The sequence below is a fragment of the Bacillus sp. KNSH39 genome, from assembly GCF_052656585.1.
The window spans coordinates 4,728,273-4,744,099 of record NZ_JBQXYO010000001.1; the positions used below are offsets into that span (position 1 = coordinate 4,728,273).

At 33.6% G+C, this 15,827-nt stretch carries 15 protein-coding genes; 12 read left to right on the forward strand and 3 right to left on the reverse strand.

Features of this window, described 5'->3' with window-relative positions; all coding sequences use genetic code 11:
• Nucleotides 1–5: 5 nt before the first annotated feature.
• Genes ACUL40_RS24180 through ACUL40_RS24190 form a run of 3 tightly spaced genes read left to right on the forward strand, consistent with a single transcriptional unit; the run spans nt 6 to nt 2,251 of the window.
• Nucleotides 6–803 carry an amino acid ABC transporter substrate-binding protein gene (locus tag ACUL40_RS24180; RefSeq protein WP_000732840.1) on the forward strand — a complete coding sequence of 266 codons (798 nt, stop codon included), beginning with the start codon at nt 6–8 and terminating at the stop codon, nt 801–803.
• Nucleotides 790–1,488, forward strand: coding sequence for an amino acid ABC transporter permease (locus tag ACUL40_RS24185; protein ID WP_000281501.1), 699 nt, complete (start codon nt 790–792; stop codon nt 1,486–1,488). Before ACUL40_RS24180 ends, ACUL40_RS24185 begins: the two co-directional genes overlap by 14 nt.
• Before the next feature lie 28 nt (nt 1,489–1,516).
• Complete coding sequence (locus ACUL40_RS24190; protein WP_000623610.1) at nt 1,517–2,251, forward strand: amino acid ABC transporter ATP-binding protein; 735 nt, start codon at nt 1,517–1,519, stop codon at nt 2,249–2,251.
• Between the two features lie 51 nt (nt 2,252–2,302).
• On the opposite strand, the gene sasP is transcribed toward ACUL40_RS24190, so the two are convergent.
• Entirely contained in the window at nt 2,303–2,506 is a 204-nt protein-coding gene (gene sasP, locus ACUL40_RS24195; RefSeq protein ID WP_000013338.1) for a small acid-soluble spore protein, SasP family, read from the reverse strand.
• 458 nt (nt 2,507–2,964) lie between these two features.
• Between sasP and ACUL40_RS24200 the strand changes: the two genes are divergently transcribed.
• Complete coding sequence (locus ACUL40_RS24200) at nt 2,965–3,210, forward strand: hypothetical protein (RefSeq protein WP_000510476.1); 246 nt, start codon at nt 2,965–2,967, stop codon at nt 3,208–3,210.
• A gap of 19 nt (nt 3,211–3,229) precedes the next feature.
• Here ACUL40_RS24200 and ACUL40_RS24205 read toward each other — a convergent pair whose 3' ends face one another.
• Nucleotides 3,230–4,687 (reverse strand): YheC/YheD family endospore coat-associated protein, encoded by a 1,458-nt coding sequence (locus ACUL40_RS24205; protein WP_000658062.1) that lies wholly within the window; start codon nt 4,685–4,687, stop codon nt 3,230–3,232.
• Between the two features lie 20 nt (nt 4,688–4,707).
• Entirely contained in the window at nt 4,708–5,760 is a 1,053-nt protein-coding gene (locus ACUL40_RS24210) for a YheC/YheD family endospore coat-associated protein (protein WP_000242825.1), read from the reverse strand.
• Nucleotides 5,761–5,889: 129 nt separating this feature from the next.
• On the opposite strand from ACUL40_RS24210, the gene ACUL40_RS24215 reads away from it, so the two are divergent.
• The 8 genes from ACUL40_RS24215 to ACUL40_RS24250 all read left to right on the forward strand — a co-directional run bounded on the left by ACUL40_RS24215 (nt 5,890) and on the right by ACUL40_RS24250 (nt 15,786).
• The gene (locus tag ACUL40_RS24215) at nt 5,890–7,026 is read left to right on the forward strand and encodes a DUF445 domain-containing protein (protein ID WP_002195186.1); all 1,137 of its coding nucleotides are present in this window, start codon (nt 5,890–5,892) and stop codon (nt 7,024–7,026) included.
• 142 nt (nt 7,027–7,168) lie between these two features.
• On the forward strand, nt 7,169–7,525 hold the full coding sequence (locus ACUL40_RS24220) for a YlbF/YmcA family competence regulator (RefSeq protein WP_000164614.1): 357 nt from the start codon (nt 7,169–7,171) through the stop codon (nt 7,523–7,525).
• Between the two features lie 320 nt (nt 7,526–7,845).
• The gene (locus tag ACUL40_RS24225; RefSeq protein WP_063220063.1) at nt 7,846–8,091 is read left to right on the forward strand and encodes a hypothetical protein; all 246 of its coding nucleotides are present in this window, start codon (nt 7,846–7,848) and stop codon (nt 8,089–8,091) included.
• 542 nt (nt 8,092–8,633) lie between these two features.
• Nucleotides 8,634–10,934, forward strand: coding sequence for an ATP-binding protein (locus ACUL40_RS24230; RefSeq protein ID WP_445422747.1), 2,301 nt, complete (start codon nt 8,634–8,636; stop codon nt 10,932–10,934).
• Nucleotides 10,935–10,997: 63 nt separating this feature from the next.
• Nucleotides 10,998–11,657: a response regulator transcription factor gene (locus ACUL40_RS24235; RefSeq protein WP_063220065.1), complete on the forward strand. Its 660-nt coding sequence runs from the start codon at nt 10,998–11,000 to the stop codon at nt 11,655–11,657.
• A gap of 336 nt (nt 11,658–11,993) precedes the next feature.
• A complete protein-coding gene (locus ACUL40_RS24240; RefSeq protein WP_445422746.1) occupies nt 11,994–14,612 on the forward strand; it encodes a WxL domain-containing protein in 2,619 nt (872 codons plus the stop codon).
• A 53-nt stretch (nt 14,613–14,665) separates the two neighbouring features.
• A complete protein-coding gene (locus ACUL40_RS24245) occupies nt 14,666–15,013 on the forward strand; it encodes an LPXTG cell wall anchor domain-containing protein (protein WP_445422745.1) in 348 nt (115 codons plus the stop codon).
• A gap of 23 nt (nt 15,014–15,036) precedes the next feature.
• The gene (locus ACUL40_RS24250) at nt 15,037–15,786 is read left to right on the forward strand and encodes a WxL domain-containing protein (RefSeq protein ID WP_445422744.1); all 750 of its coding nucleotides are present in this window, start codon (nt 15,037–15,039) and stop codon (nt 15,784–15,786) included.
• Nucleotides 15,787–15,827: the final 41 nt, after the last annotated feature.

Genomic DNA, 15,827 nt, shown 5'->3' on the forward strand with positions numbered 1-15,827 from the left:
CTATCATGAAGAAATTATTTTCAGTGCTTGCAGTAACTACATTAGCGATCGGGATTGTAGCCGGCTGCGGTAAAGAAGAGAAAAAAGATACAGCTAGTCAAGACGCGTTACAAAAGATTAAACAAAGCGGTGAACTTGTAATTGGTACAGAAGGTACATATCCACCATTTACGTTCCACGATTCAAGCAATAAATTAACTGGATTCGATGTTGAATTAGCAGAAGAAGTTGCAAAACGTTTAGGTGTAAAACCTGTATTTAAAGAAACACAATGGGATAGCTTACTTGCTGGCCTAGATGCAAAACGTTTCGATATGGTTGCAAACGAAGTTGGTATTCGTGAAGATCGTCAAAAGAAATACGATTTCTCTAAACCATACATTTCATCTTCAGCGGCATTAGTTATCGCAAAAGATAAAGATAAGCCTGCTACATTTGCTGATGTAAAAGGGTTAAAAGGAGCGCAATCTTTAACGAGTAACTATGCAGATATTGCTAAGAAAAACGGTGCAGAAATCGAAGGTGTAGAAGGATTTAGCCAAGCGGCAGAATTATTAGCTTCAGGACGCGTTGATTTTACAATTAATGATAAGTTATCAGTATTAAATTATTTAGAAACGAAAAAAGATGCAAAAATTAAAATTGTAGATACAGAAAAAGAAGCTTCACAAAGTGGATTCTTATTCCGTAAAGGTAGCGATAAGCTTGTACAAGAAGTAGATAAAGCGTTAGAAGATATGAAAAAAGACGGTACGTATGACAAAATAACGAAAAAATGGTTCGGTGAAAATGTATCTAAGTAGTGCATTAGTTTCAGATCGATTGTCTACTTGGATAGATATTATGCAGACTTCCTTCATGCCTATGCTGAAGGAAGCTGTTTTTACAACAATTCCATTAACGCTTATTACATTTATTATCGGTCTTATACTTGCGACGTTAACAGCGCTCGCACGTATTTCAGGTAGTCGTATTTTACAATGGATTGCTCGTATCTATGTATCTATCATTCGCGGAACGCCACTTCTTGTACAGTTATTTATTATTTTCTATGGTCTTCCAACTCTTAATATTGAAGTTGAGCCATATACAGCAGCAGTTGTTGGATTTTCATTAAATGTCGGTGCATATGCATCTGAAATTATTCGTGCTTCTATCCTTTCCATTCCGAAAGGGCAGTGGGAAGCAGCTTATACAATTGGGATGACATATCCACAAGCATTAAAACGTGTTATTTTACCACAAGCAACGCGCGTATCAATCCCGCCGCTTTCAAATACATTTATTAGCTTAGTGAAGGATACTTCATTAGCATCGTTAATTTTAGTAACAGAAATGTTCCGAAAAGCGCAGGAAATTGCGGCGATGAACTACGAGTTTTTAATTGTTTATTTTGAAGCAGGTCTTATTTACTGGGTTATTTGTTTCTTATTATCAATCGTACAACAGATGTTAGAAAAGCGTTCAGAACGCTATACATTAAAATAATCCTTTTACAAAAGGAGTTTTTGTTTTTATGATTTCAATTCAGCACTTACAAAAAAGTTTCGGAGATAATACCGTACTAAAGCATATAGATTTAACAGTTGAGAAGGGCGAGGTTGTTGTTATTATTGGGCCGTCTGGATCTGGTAAAACGACATTCTTACGTTGTCTCAATGTATTAGAAACGCCAAACGCTGGTAATATTCGTATCGGTAATAAAGAGCTTAACTTCTCTCAAAAAGTAACGAAGAAAGATATTGTTAATCTTCGTACGCAAACAGGTATGGTATTCCAGCACCATAATTTATTCCCGCATTTAACAGCACTTCAAAATGTAATGGAAGGGCTCGTTACAGTGAAAAAGATGGGGAAAGAAGAAGCGAAGAAAAAAGCAAACTATTTCCTTGAAAAAGTTGGTTTAGCAGATAAAGTGGATTTATATCCGTTCCAATTATCAGGCGGACAACAACAGCGCGTTGGAATTGCGCGCGCACTTGCGATGGAGCCGGAAGTGTTACTATTTGATGAGCCGACGTCAGCGCTTGATCCTGAACTCGTTCAAGAAGTTCTGAAAGTAATGAAAGAACTTGCTAAAGAGGGCATGACGATGGTTATTGTAACGCACGAAATGCGTTTTGCACATCAAATTGCGAACCGTGTTATTTTCATGGATGGTGGTGTCGTTGTCGAACAAGGTACACCAGAAGAAGTATTTACAAATCCAAAAGAAGAACGCACGAAGAAGTTTTTACAAATGTTGCAATAAATTAAGGAAGGTCTCAAGGCATATGCCTTGAGACCTTTTTGCCATATATATTTATTTGTGGAATCCGCCAAGGCTTTGCTCAGCCATTGCAACTAGACGTTTTGTGATTTCTCCACCAACTGAACCGTTAGCGCGAGCCGTAGAATCTGCTCCTAATTGTACACCAAATTCTTGAGCGATTTCGTACTTCATTTGATCGATTGCAGCTGTTGCACCTGGTACTACTAATTGATTTGAAGAATTTTGGTTTGCCATAGGAATATATCCTCCTTAGAGTTATAAAAGTTTTTTTGGTTGGACTAGCTGGAGTTGAACCAGATTATCGCCCCGGTTGGCGCTAATCCATCGGTAATTAAGTTTGTACTCATAGTATGGATGTTACCTAGAAAGATATACAAAATAATAATTTGTAAATTTTGTCAAAAAAACGTATTGATTTCGTAAATTATGAAATAAGAGTAATCGTTGTATTTTTAAGAAAACAGGCCAAACTAAGGGTGATATTAAATATAATTTTTTCATTGTAGCCTGCTACTTGTAGGCTAATTATTAGCTTCTTATTTATGATTTATTGAAATAAAAATGAAATCGGTAGCAACTTCATAGTTCTATTTTTAAGTAGGGATGGAGTGGGCGCTCCTATGTCTGGATAGGTTGCTCTCTTCACTCTAAAAAAGAGGGGCTTATAAACGATAACGTATGGAGGAATCATGATGGGGATTTGCCCGCTTTGTAACGCATTAGAATCACAAACATATTCTTGTCAAAATTGCCAAAGTATACTCCAAGATTATGGGAAGTCTGTAGATTACATAGACGATTATAGTGCCTATATGGATCAAGAATTATTAAGTGCAGTAGATGGTTTAACGCATAATAATTCAAATGAATATTGCAATCATATTTTTTATTGCAGAGTATGTAACGTGGAAACTGAGGTTGTAGTAAAACTTGTGTAAATAGAAAACTTCCACCTTATTATCTAGGTGGAAGTTTTTGTTTTTGTATTTGTGAGTGAATCATAGGAGAAGGGATATGTTCGGTGTTTGATGAAGCCCCTGATTTTATTTGAGACATTTTTTCTTTTGTATCACGTAAAGAATGTTCAGTTAAGTAGACGGCATATTCGTAAAATAACTGGCGCGTCAGTTCACTTTGCTCTTTTAATTTTTTATCTTGGAATACAGTTCGCCCAGGTTTAGAGTTGGCTTCAAAGAGCCACGGATTTTCCTTTGTGTCTAAACCGATATCAAAACCGATTTCTCCAATATTTCCAGTTACTTGTTCATCGAGCGCGTAACTTATTTGTAAGGCAGTATGTTTTAATTTATTTTCAATTTGAACTTGTTTCGTTGAATCTGGAAAAAGCTCTTGTAATAATTTTGTATCACCGCCACTATTTACGTGCGTTGTTAAACTGCCTTTGCCGGCGATTTTGGCGACGATTGCACTAACTATCCAATTACCGAAATGGTTTTTATTTGTATGAATGCGGAAATCAACAGGTTGCCCATCGAAGCGAAGTAACGAAATACCTTGCTGTACGATAAACTTTTTTAAATCATGTCCTTTTAATACGTGGTTTAGAAGCGTTTCTAATGATTGATACTTTCTCAGTTTATTTTCTTCATTTTCGCGATAACGACAGTAGTAGCAATTCTCTGTTTGAGAATAAAATATTTGATGAATATTTCTACCAAAGCTCCCGTGTATTGGTTTCATGTACACTGATTTATACGTGCCAAGAAACCGTTCTACTTGTTCAAAATGCTGAAATGCTTCTGTATTTGGTAATAAGGGTTTAATTGATTCGTCTTTCGTAAGAAGTTGATGAACTTCCCATTTATTGAAAAAACCTGGGTTAAACCATGGAATGCAGTAGTCTTGTTCTAATTTTCTTTTTGCCCTGACGATTGGTTTATAATTTTCCGCTTGCCGATTCGGTAAGCGATCGTAAATGACATTTGGTAAAGGGACTTTTTTCTTTATCCATTGTTTCTCTTGAAAGAAATATCCTTCAATCGTTTCTTCTTCCCAGTGTATATGTTGAACCCCAAAGACGAATACGAACGGTCGTAATGAGAATGGTGGTGTTAACAACTCACTCAGAGCAATTGAACGATTTCCTAAAGGGTTAGAAGAATCATCATTAAAGCCAGTTGTAAAAATGCCGATTAATGGTCCGAAAATAATTGTTTGGTTTTGTGTAAATGCATGAATAGTAGTTGATTGAGGCAGTAAAAGTTTTTCGGCAATATGCTTTCCGATAATAATTTCGCGAGTAAAGGAATAATGAATTTTCACCTCTTCACTTGCAATATGACGTATGCCGAAGGAGAGAGATGTAATAGGCGGTGTAATAGAAAAAACGTAAGGTAAAGTAATGCTATTTGGATGGTCATCTGAAATATTTAATGTATATATATGCTCTTTCAAAATAGGTTTACCTCCTTTCATTATGGTGTAAAGCGACTGAATTTAAGTGGTCCGTGAAATATCTTTTCAGCTAATGAATCACTATGACGAATGTATTGTTCGTAAGGAGGAATCGTGTTGACATACATAAGCCAAATTGCGCCTTTTTGATCCATAATTGTGGAAAGTTCTAGTTCGAATAATGAAGAATAAGACTGATCTAGTGTTTGGAATACTTCATTTATAATGTCGTGTAAAGCGTCTTGCAATAGTTGCACACCTGTACTAGATAGTACGTATTTAATTTTTGAAAATGAATGCAATGAATCATCGTCTGTTGCTGAGGGTAAAAGTTGATTAGGAAATGAACTTTTTTGTATAAATTGACCTATAACATTCCAAGTTTGTTCTTTGTTTTTTTGCAAAATAGTTCGAATGTGGAGTGGGTATGTTAATTGATTTGGTGGTTGTAGCATGGTATGCACTATGTAGCGTGATGAACGTATGTTAGATTTACACCAAGATATAAATTCATCTGTCCGCTTGATTGAAAGAGAAGTATGGTATTTTTCATTTACTGTATCGATATGAAACGTTTTATTTTTGTAAGCGACTCGATATAAGTTATCTTTAGAATGTATATTAGTGGGGCGTATAATAATATCTTTAGATTTTAACAACAATTTGAAAATGTTTTGTATCGTTGCCACTTCAAATTTGGGTATATAAGGAGACAGTTTTTTATTAGTGAGAAATAAATCATGTAGTTCACTTAAGTTAATAAGTGTGTTATTTAAAAAGGTAGTGGAAGGACGGTTGTGCAAAGAGTGAATAATTGATTTTGCTTTTTCAAAGTCTGTTTCCTCGTGAAAAGAATAACGATCATATATATAAGAAGGAATAGGGAATGTTTGCTCTTTCCATTTTCCTGTATCTGTATCGTAAATAAGACCAGAAACAAGGTCTGTTTTAGAATCAATACAAAATGGCGTAAACTGGGCAACGACATTATGATAAAGCCGAGCGCGTTTAGCGATTTCGGTGTAATACGTTTGCTCATAATGAAGTTTAGAAGTTAAAAGGCCGAGAACCAACGAAATCACTCCTTTACTACTATTTGCATAATAGGCGAAGCTATATATTGCAAATACGTTTTTATACCATTATACTTTTGTCCGTATGATGATATGCTATAGTTTTGGAGAAGTGAAAGGTTGATTGTAATGAATATATGGTTAAATATGTTAACGACGACAGGACTCGGAGCAATTATTGGGGGATACACGAATCATTTAGCGATAAAAATGTTATTTCGTCCTCATCGTCCTATTTATATCGGAAAGTTTCAAGTTCCATTTACACCAGGGTTAATTCCGAAGCGTCGTGATGAACTTGCTGTTCAATTAGGAAAAATGGTTGTAGAACATTTGTTAACACCAGAAGGAATTGGAAAAAAGCTAACAAATGAAGAGTTTCAAAAAGGTTTAATTCACTGGGCGCAAGTGGAAGTGGATAAAGTAATTACGAATGAACAATCACTGCGACATATGTTAGAAAAATGGAATGTAGCGCATGTAGAAGAAGAAGCGACTCGAAAAATCGAACATGTGATTACAGAAAAAATTCATGCATTTTTAGCAGAGTATTATACATATACATGGGAACAGGCTTTACCTCATTCTGTAAATGAAAAAGTAGAGAATGCGATTCCGAATGTCTCGGCGTTTATTTTAGAGCGAGGAATTAGCTTTTTTGAAAGTGAAGAAGGGAAAGCACGTCTTTCAAAAATGATTGATGATTTCTTTGCTTCTCGCGGAACGCTACTTAACTTAGTCGGAATGTTTTTAGGAAATGTAAGTGTTGTGGATCGTGTGCAGCCAGAAGTTATTAAGTTTTTAGGGCAAGATGCTACAAAGCAGCTTTTAACTGACGTACTACAAAAAGAGTGGGAAAAGTTAAAAGGAAGAGATGTAAAAGAATTAGAAGCATTTGTAGAGAAAGAAATGATTGTAAGCTCCGTGCTGTCAGCAGTTAAAGTAGAGGAAACAGTGAGTAAGTTTTTAAATCAATCTGTTCAGCAAGTATGTGAACCAGTTCGAGAAACAATTATTGAAAAAGTGGTTCCAAGTGCAGTAGCGAAAGGCTTAAAGTGGGGAACAGAAAATGTAGAGAGTATACTAAATAATCTACACCTTGCGGAAATTGTCCAGCAAGAAGTGTCTACATTCTCAACAGAAAGATTAGAAGACTTAGTTCTGTCTATTACGAAAAACGAATTGAAAATGATTACGTATTTAGGAGCGTTATTAGGCGGAATGATCGGGCTCGTACAAGGATTGTTACTATTGTTTCTTAGATAATAAGGTGAGTACATAGAAATAAAAGTGAAATTTCTTCACATCTCTTGCATAGTTTGATATGGTAAGAAGAGGTGCGTATGTAAATGCACGTAAAAGGCAGTGCGAGTGAAAAGCGCTAGCCTTCTAAAGGAGGAAAAATAAAATGACAAAGAACATTCATGATGTTGCATATGAATTACAAAAAGCAATCGCTGAAAACGAAGACTTCAAAACTTTAAAAGAGAGCTACGCAGCAGTTCAAGCTGACACAGCTTCAAAGAACTTATTCGATGAGTTCCGTACAATGCAACTTAGCCTACAACAAAAAATGATGCAAGGCCAAGAAATCACTGAAGAAGATAACCAACAAGCACAAGAAGTTGTAGCTCGCATTCAACAAGATGCTAAAATTACAAAATTAATGGAAACTGAGCAACGTCTAAACGTTGTAATCGGTGACGTTAACAAAATTATCATGAAGCCACTTGAAGAATTATATAGCGCGCAACAACAAGCGTAATAGTGGAAGACGCTCCTATGGGGGCGTCTTTTTGGTGCTTATGGAACTCAGAATGTAACTATATATACGATAGGAAGTATTTTATGCTTTCTTTTGCGCGTATTTATATTGCGGTGCATCGTATTTGAAGATCAATAAAAGAGTAAAGTAGTCGGGAAAGTTAAATGCATAAAAAGTGTATCGAGGGAATTCTCTTTCGGTAATCGCCTATCTATTTCGTAAGAGCGCATTAGTATTTCGGTGAAACAATCGTGTTTTTTACATATAATGTATTTACTAATGAGACAATTAATAGAGATAAATGGAAGAGGTTAGAATAGATGGAGACCCTTATAGATTTAAATAGTTTTAAAACGGAAATATTAGCGAAACATGTACTTCATATGATGATAGAAAATGACTTCTTTTATCAAGGATCGCAATTGGTTGAAAATATTTGGGTAAATGATTCAACTATTTTTATAAATAATGTAAAGATACTTACAAAAGGTATTGAGATTTATAAGAAGAATAATGAATTTTATTTAACACATCACCCAGATAGTACGAAAGTAATATTATATTAATATATTATAGAGGGTGAGAAAGTAGCTTATATTTTTTAAAACTTTGTGTTATAATCTTTTCCTAATCTCATGATGGTGAGTATATATTTTTATGGGGGGTTCTAATTTTTTAGAAGGGTATGCAATCTATTTACTTTTGAAAAATATAGAGCTATTTTTAATTTTTTGAGTGTAAGATAAATAATTCTATCTTTATTGAGGAATGAAAATAAAAAAACTTTCCTTTTAAGAATATCTAGGGAGGGCAATGTATATTTTATTTACCTTTGAAAAAAATGCGGATTTATTTTTAATGTTGAAAGTATAAGGTGAATAATTCTATCTTTATTGAGGAATGAAAATCAAAAAAATTTTAAAAGAATACCTAGGTAGGGCAATATATAATTTATTTACCTTTGAAAAAAATGCGGATTTATTTTTAATGTTGAAAGTATAAGGTAAATAATTCTATTTTTATTGAGAATGAAAAGTAAAAAAATTTCCCTTTAATAATACCTAGGGGGGGCAATGTATATGGTTGTGTTTGCAAAAGGAGTTATGCAATGATAGCGAGAATGTGGAAATCTAAGTGGCAGTTGTTGATTCTATTATTTTCCCTTATAGTTAGTGGTTATCTAGCTAATTTAATAAAAGAATATCCTGAGATAGGTATATCTGTAAAATATGAATCTAACCAATATGTTATAAATGACTTATCAAAATATAGTTGGGCGGGAAAAAGAGATTTCCAAATAGGAGATATTATAGAAAAAATAGATGGCGAATCACCATCTCAACATTTTACAGTTGTAGCGTATCATTCAATTGAACAAGCAAAAAAAATCATATTAAATAGGGACGGACAAATAAAAGAATATGAGATAAAATATACACCTTATAGCAAACAATTATTTTATCATTTTATCATTCCGGTTGGATTTTATATAGTATGTTTTTTGATGGCGTTATATCTTTTAATGTTTGTTCCTGAAATGAATCGTAGTACCACTAATCTAGTATATTTTTTAATTTCTCTTGGATTAAATTTTATTAGCATTATGGCTGTTGAAAGAGAAGATATATTCTCTTTTATTATGGCTTCAATTTCATTAGTGTGTTCATTTACTTTCTTTATTCGATTCATGATGTTGTATTTCTTGCATAATGAAATAAAGTTTTTAATACCAAAACAATTAAAAGTTTTAAATGCAATATCGGTATTCCTTATTATAGTGAGTATTTTTGTATATGTAGAACATAATGAATGGGCTAATTTGTTTACAGTCACTTTAAGTTTTATATTATTTTGTTTTACAGTATACCTTTTAGTAAGGTTTTATTTGAAAAGTAAAAATAGTAGTTACATTAAATATTTAAAAATTATTATTATTAGTTTTTTTGTATCGGCAACCCCATTTGTTTGTTTATATTTAATTCCAAATTTATATTATGGGGAAGAATTTATAAGCAGTGAAACAACGGGGATTTTCTTTTTATTCATCCCAGTGTGCTTATTTTATTTAGTAATTGCAGGGAAGTTGTTTGATTTTAGATTTATCGTTCAGCGACTACCGCATTATATTATTTTATCTGTAGGGATTAACATATTTTTGGCCGTATTAACGATGGTACTATTTGAAGAGAGTGAGGCAGGTTTATTAGAGTGGATAAAATTTAGAATTATTGCTATCATTATCTGTATTTGTTTTTTATATATTAAGGATTATATTGATTTTAAGTTGAGGAAAAGTTTATATCATCATCAAAAAAATTATCAATTCAGTTTGCATCGATTTTTACATCAAGCCAAAAATGAATATAAACTATCAAATTTAATTTATAGTATGCGAAGAGAGATAGCGGATATTTTAAAACTTGAAGAGACGTGCTGCGTAGAAATAAATAAAATTGAGAAGTCTGTCCGTATTTTGGATAGTGAATATGTTCCGCACCGGACGATAGAAACGTTATTTAATCATCAACTAGACACCTACAAGGTTGGTTCCACCGTACAGTTAGAAAAACACTTTGGGTTTGTTTTATCTGCCTCAGCAGAAAAAATGCTTATTTTATTGTGTAATTATAATGGAAAAGAAAATTTAAATGTAGATGAAATAGTTTGGATTGAAACATTATGTAATTATACAGATTTATTATTAGAGTGTTCTAATCAAATTGAAGACCTATTAAGGCAATTACAAGAGATAAAAAATTTAGAGCACCCACCAAAATGGTTGGCGAGACTTATGTTCAAACTATCGGAAAAAGAACGAACAAATCTTGCAAGTGATATACATGATGGAGTTTTGCAAGATCAAATACGTTTAACAAGAAAATTTGAGAGTTATAATGAACGTGTTAAAGATGAGGAAATGAAAGATATACTTAATGAAATACATGAAGAACTGTTAGATCATATTTATACAATTCGTGAAACATGTAATAATTTGAGGCCACCATTTCTATATGAGTTAGGTTTAAAACAAGCGCTACTGAATTTATTTAAGCAAGTTAATTTAAAAGCGACCTTTTTCTTTTATTATGATATTCCTGAAAGAATTGTTGTGCCTAGTATTGAACATGAACAAGCGATTTATCGAATTATACAAGAACTATTAAATAATGCAATGAAACATTCAAAAGCGACAAATGTAACGATAAGATTATTTCATAAAGACGATCACCTATATTTAACTTATGTAGATAATGGGATAGGTGTTAAGTTAGATGAAGTAAATCATTCTTACAACACGTTAGGTTTATCTGGAATTATCACTAGGATACAAAGTCTGAATGGAGAGATGTCTGTTGAATCTAAACCTAATCTCGGTTTGCAAATAATTATAAAATTAAAAGATAATTAGTTTCCAATGAGTCATCAGATGATGGGATGATGTTGTGTGTAATGATATTAAAGGGGTGAGAAGATGATTTCAGTACTTGTAGTAGATGATCATGTTGCAGTAGGATTAGGGACGAAGGCATTAATTGAAAAATACGATGAGATGAATGTAGATGTAGTACATGATAGCATGGAAGTAGAAAAAATAATTAAGAATCAAAAATATGATGTTTACTTAATTGATCTACAAATGCCAAATATAAACGGTTTAGAGTTATCTAAGAAAATATTAAAGATACATTCAGAGGCATCGATTCTTATTTTTACAGGATTTGACGTACTTTCGCACTATAATCTACTTATAGACAGTGGAGTTTTAGGGGTTTTAAGTAAAACATCGTCAGAGGAACAAGTAATTACTTCGATTCGTCATGCAGTAAAAAAAGAAGTGGTTCTATCCCAGCAATTTGTTAAGCAGTTAAGAATAAAAGAAGCGATTTCGAATATAGCTACCGAACATGGAGAGGTTTCGAATAGAGTTTCATTAAATGAAGATGAAAAACAAATTCTAATAGAAGTGAGTAAAGGGAAAACAAATAAAGAGCTTGCTGGAATTTTGAATTTAAGTCAGCGTTCTATTGAGTATAAATTGACAGATATATTTCATAAATTAAAAGTTTCTTCTCGGATGGAAGCTGTTCAGAAAGCGAAGGAGCTGTGGCTTATTCCTTCTCTTGATTTATAACCTTAAATGGTACTTAGTGATATAAGCTCGGAAATAAAATGTTTGATAAGAGGTTCTTTTCCAATTTTGTTTGGGAAGGAACCTTTTTTGTTAGAAAGGGGATTTACTTGCGTTGTAGCGCAAGTGTTTTTGCGTGGCATTACTTTGTTTTTTCGTTTCAGAATTTGGGAAAAATAGTTAATATGAGGATGGGATTGGGTGTCCTTTAATATTAGTGTAGATAACAGAAGCGATAATGAAGTGACACGGAGAGAAAAATAATCAAGTTAGGGAATTGTACAACAATAATCCCATAAAATTTAGGCATTTTTTAATAAGAAAGAAAGGGGGAGTAAATTGAGAGGAAGAACAAAGAAATTTGGGGAAATATGTTTAGCTAGTGGGATTCTATTTACTCAGATTAGTACTTTGGGTGTTTTTTCGACCACCGCTTATGCTGTTACAGGTGATGAGATATCAACTTTTATTATGCAAGCAAATAAAAGTAAGGCAAAGGTAGATGAGAACATCGTTTTAGAAATCGAAAACCCAGGGAATCAAGATGATAAGGTTGAGTTGCAATTACCTGAAGGCGTAAATTTCAATGAAGAAGCTACAAAAAAGTTGAATGAAACTAATGAAGCAATTGAAACAATCCGTGTGGTAGAGCATTCAACAATTCAAATCCAAAGAAAAGCGCAAAGTAGTGGTTTAGGTAAGGTATTTTTGTCAATTAAAGGAAATAAACCAGGGGACTTTGCATTTGTGGCAAAGGTTCAATATGGGGACACTGAAGTAAAAACGAAAGCAGTTAATCTGAATGTTTCAGAAAATGTTCAGGAAGCTATTCAGGAACCAGATAATCTTTTAATAGAGAAAACAGAGGAATTGAATGAAGAGACGAGAGTAGTTGAAAAGACTACTAGTGATGGAAAAGTAGATGTTCAGCCAACTGAGGGAATGTCTGGTCAGATAGATGAAAATGCCCAAGAGGAAGAAAAATCAGAGGCTACATTAAATGGGAACTCTAAAGAAGGTAATAACGTAACTAGTAATGGAGAAGAACTAAATGCTGCCAATGATATGAACGCAGAAATAGTAGAGGTAGAGGAAGAAAAGCAGACTGCTACTGCCTTGGTAGAACATGCAGATGAAACTCATCAGAGTATAATTCAGTATCCAAATGTTAATGTAATTAGTTCAAAGGATGGTACGGGATCTATGATTCCAGGAGAATATGCTCTTCAATGGAGATGGAGTACACAAGTAAAGTATAAAATTGTTGGGAGTACAACAGATACTAACTCAACATACCAGTCTTATGACTTTACAAACGTAAATCCCGATAAGGAATCGTATGTTCATATAGAAAAAGCCGGAATTTATATGGGCAGATGGCTAGATATACGTGTCAATATTATAAAGTTCGATGGAGTCACCAAAGTCAATGTAGCCACTCCGCGTAAAGTAAGTGGTAAAAAGGATTTCTTGCAAATGAGGTATTGGGGGCGAGTTGGATCTTCGGCTGATATTTCTTATGAATTTTATGACCATGAAACGGGAGAGTTAGTGCCTGTATCTGGTATGTGGAACATTAATAAATTGAATAGTCATAAGGCTATAGACTTAAATGTAGATAAAAAGCATTTCAATTCTTTATACACGTATGACAATACGACAATAACATATAAAAATAATGGTGATGGCACTGCTAATTTTGTGGGAACTGCTGGTGGTGCAGCTGGAAAAGATACAAATATGACATTCACTTATACGGGGATAACAGAATTACCGATGCGTATCCATCGGTTAGGAGACTCAACATCACGGGTAAGGTATGAACATGAAGCTATGTCCAAGGTTGGTATACCGCATCCTGAAGTAATAGGTGAAGTGACGGAGGGAGCTGATAGAGAACTATATTATCATGTATATCAAGATATGCCTCCGCAAGCCATTGCATCTTCTAATCCAACTTCATTTGTACTTGAGAGTAAAGTAAATCCAGATTTCAATGTAAAAAATGTAAAGATTTTAGATGAAGATGAAAAGGATATAAGTAGTTATTTTGATATTACACGTGAAAATGATAAGGTTACGGCTACTGCCAAAGCTAATATTGTAAATAAGTCAGAGTTCGGTGGTAAATTTTATGATATGCAAATTCGAGGCTCCTTGAAAGAAGGGGCTGACTTTAAGAAGTATTATAAAAAGGGTTATCTAGAGGTCCCTGTTTCTGCCAAAAACTATATTGATGGAGATAAAAAGGGACAAGAAGGTAATCAAGGTATTGCGAAAATGCAGTACAAAGGTACCCCTACAGGAAAAGCGGTTCCACAAACTGTAAGAATTAACACAGATTTATCAAAGATGGATATTTCGACCTTTGTAACAGAATTATCTGTAGATACGGATGATAATATTGATAAACCAATATCTGTAGTTCGTTTGGAGAACATTCCAAAAACAAATGTTATAGGAGAGTATTTTGTTACAGCTGTAATTCGCACTGCACAAGGAGTAGAGGAAAGAATACAAGTACCTATAAAAGTAGTAGTGGGAACTTTGAAATTAGTGAATGTTCCACAAACGATCTCTTTTGAAAATTTGCTTATCCCATCCAAACCAACGATATATAATCCTACTTCTATGAATGGGAAATTGACGGTAGCAGATGAAAGGATAAAGAGACAGAAATGGCGTGTGGATGTAAAGGAAACAAAACCACTTACGTCTCGTACTAACGATAAATTAGAAGGTGCGATGATCTATACAACAAAGGATGGAACTGACCTTACGTTAAGTAAAGAGAGCGTAGAAGTAATTTCACATACATCGACAGATGATAAGAGTATTGAAGTGAACTGGGAACAAAATGAGGGAATTAGACTTCAAGTAGTACCAGGGCCGAATGTGAAAATGAATACAAAATATCAAGGTGAATTAACATGGACACTAACGGATGCTCCTAATTAAGATGATATATCTAAGAGAAATATAGATATAAATTTTAGAAAGGAGAGAATGTAATGTTAAAAAAATGTTTATGCTTGATGTTGTTTATGCTTGCTTTAATACCAATATTCTCATTTCATGAAAAGGTATTAGCAGACAAGGTGAATTCAAAAGCAGGAATTACTTTTTCAAATAGTTATGTTCCCACTATAATTATTGATTCATTGATACCGGATGGATCTAATTTAGTAATCGATACATCTGATGACCGGATAAATAAGAGGGAGCTACCGAAAACAGGTGGACAATCTTTTTATCTATTTCAATATTTAGGTTTAAGTAGTATTATAGCGGCTTTTTTTATGTTACTAACACTAGCTAGAAGTAAAAATAGAAACGCAAGTTTTTATTTAAATAAATAGAATTATATAAATGGAGGCAATTTATGAAATTAACAAAATTAGCATTAGTAGGAGCAGTATCATTTTCAACGGTATTAGCAGCAGGAGCACCAGCATTTGCAGAAGAAGCTGCAACAATGAAATCGGTTACAGATGTTTCATTTACAGAAAGTGAAGAAATTACGAACCCAGTTAACCCACTTAATCCAGATGAAACAGTAGAATCGAAAGATCCTAATGATAAAGAAGATCCACACGAGCCAGGAACACAAGGTCCATTAAGTATTGATTATGTATCAAATTTCCATTTTGGCAAGCAAGTTATGTCAGGTAATGATCAAGTATATAACGCAAAACTTGATACATTGAAAGTAAAAGGTGCAAAAGAATCAACAGAAGTACCAAACTACGTACAAGTAACAGATAACCGTGGAACAAACAAAGGATGGAAATTGACAGTAAAACAAAATGGTCAGTTTATAGCCGATGATAAAGATAAAACAGTATTAGACGGTGCTGAACTGAAGTTAAGCAATCCAGTTGCAAAGTCTGCAACAAATGAGAAATATGCTCCAGAAGTAAAAGAAGTAACATTAAATCCAAACGGAGATACACAAGAAGTAGCAATTGCTGCAGCTGAAAAAGGTATGGGAACATGGGTAACTATGTATGGTGAAGATGCTAAAAAAGGAGTAGAAAGTGTTACGTTATCTGTACCAGGTTCAACTGCAAAAATAAAAGATGCGAAATACCAAACATCATTAACTTGGACTTTAGAAGATACACCACAATAATTCATCGCAAATAATCATGAAACGAAAAAAGAGATAAAAGG

Excerpts from the sequence above, each read along its gene's own strand:
- ACUL40_RS24180 (WP_000732840.1), top strand. The coding sequence starts at position 6 with ATGAAGAAATTATTTTCAGTGCTTGCAGTAACTACATTAGCGATCGGG.
- ACUL40_RS24185 (WP_000281501.1), top strand. The coding sequence starts at position 790 with ATGTATCTAAGTAGTGCATTAGTTTCAGATCGATTGTCTACTTGGATA.
- ACUL40_RS24190 (WP_000623610.1), top strand. The coding sequence starts at position 1,517 with ATGATTTCAATTCAGCACTTACAAAAAAGTTTCGGAGATAATACCGTA.
- sasP (WP_000013338.1), bottom strand. The coding sequence starts at position 2,506 with ATGGCAAACCAAAATTCTTCAAATCAATTAGTAGTACCAGGTGCAACA.
- ACUL40_RS24200 (WP_000510476.1), top strand. The coding sequence starts at position 2,965 with ATGGGGATTTGCCCGCTTTGTAACGCATTAGAATCACAAACATATTCT.
- ACUL40_RS24215 (WP_002195186.1), top strand. The coding sequence starts at position 5,890 with ATGAATATATGGTTAAATATGTTAACGACGACAGGACTCGGAGCAATT.
- ACUL40_RS24220 (WP_000164614.1), top strand. The coding sequence starts at position 7,169 with ATGACAAAGAACATTCATGATGTTGCATATGAATTACAAAAAGCAATC.
- ACUL40_RS24225 (WP_063220063.1), top strand. The coding sequence starts at position 7,846 with ATGGAGACCCTTATAGATTTAAATAGTTTTAAAACGGAAATATTAGCG.
- ACUL40_RS24230 (WP_445422747.1), top strand. The coding sequence starts at position 8,634 with ATGATAGCGAGAATGTGGAAATCTAAGTGGCAGTTGTTGATTCTATTA.
- ACUL40_RS24235 (WP_063220065.1), top strand. The coding sequence starts at position 10,998 with ATGATTTCAGTACTTGTAGTAGATGATCATGTTGCAGTAGGATTAGGG.
- ACUL40_RS24245 (WP_445422745.1), top strand. The coding sequence starts at position 14,666 with ATGTTAAAAAAATGTTTATGCTTGATGTTGTTTATGCTTGCTTTAATA.
- ACUL40_RS24250 (WP_445422744.1), top strand. The coding sequence starts at position 15,037 with ATGAAATTAACAAAATTAGCATTAGTAGGAGCAGTATCATTTTCAACG.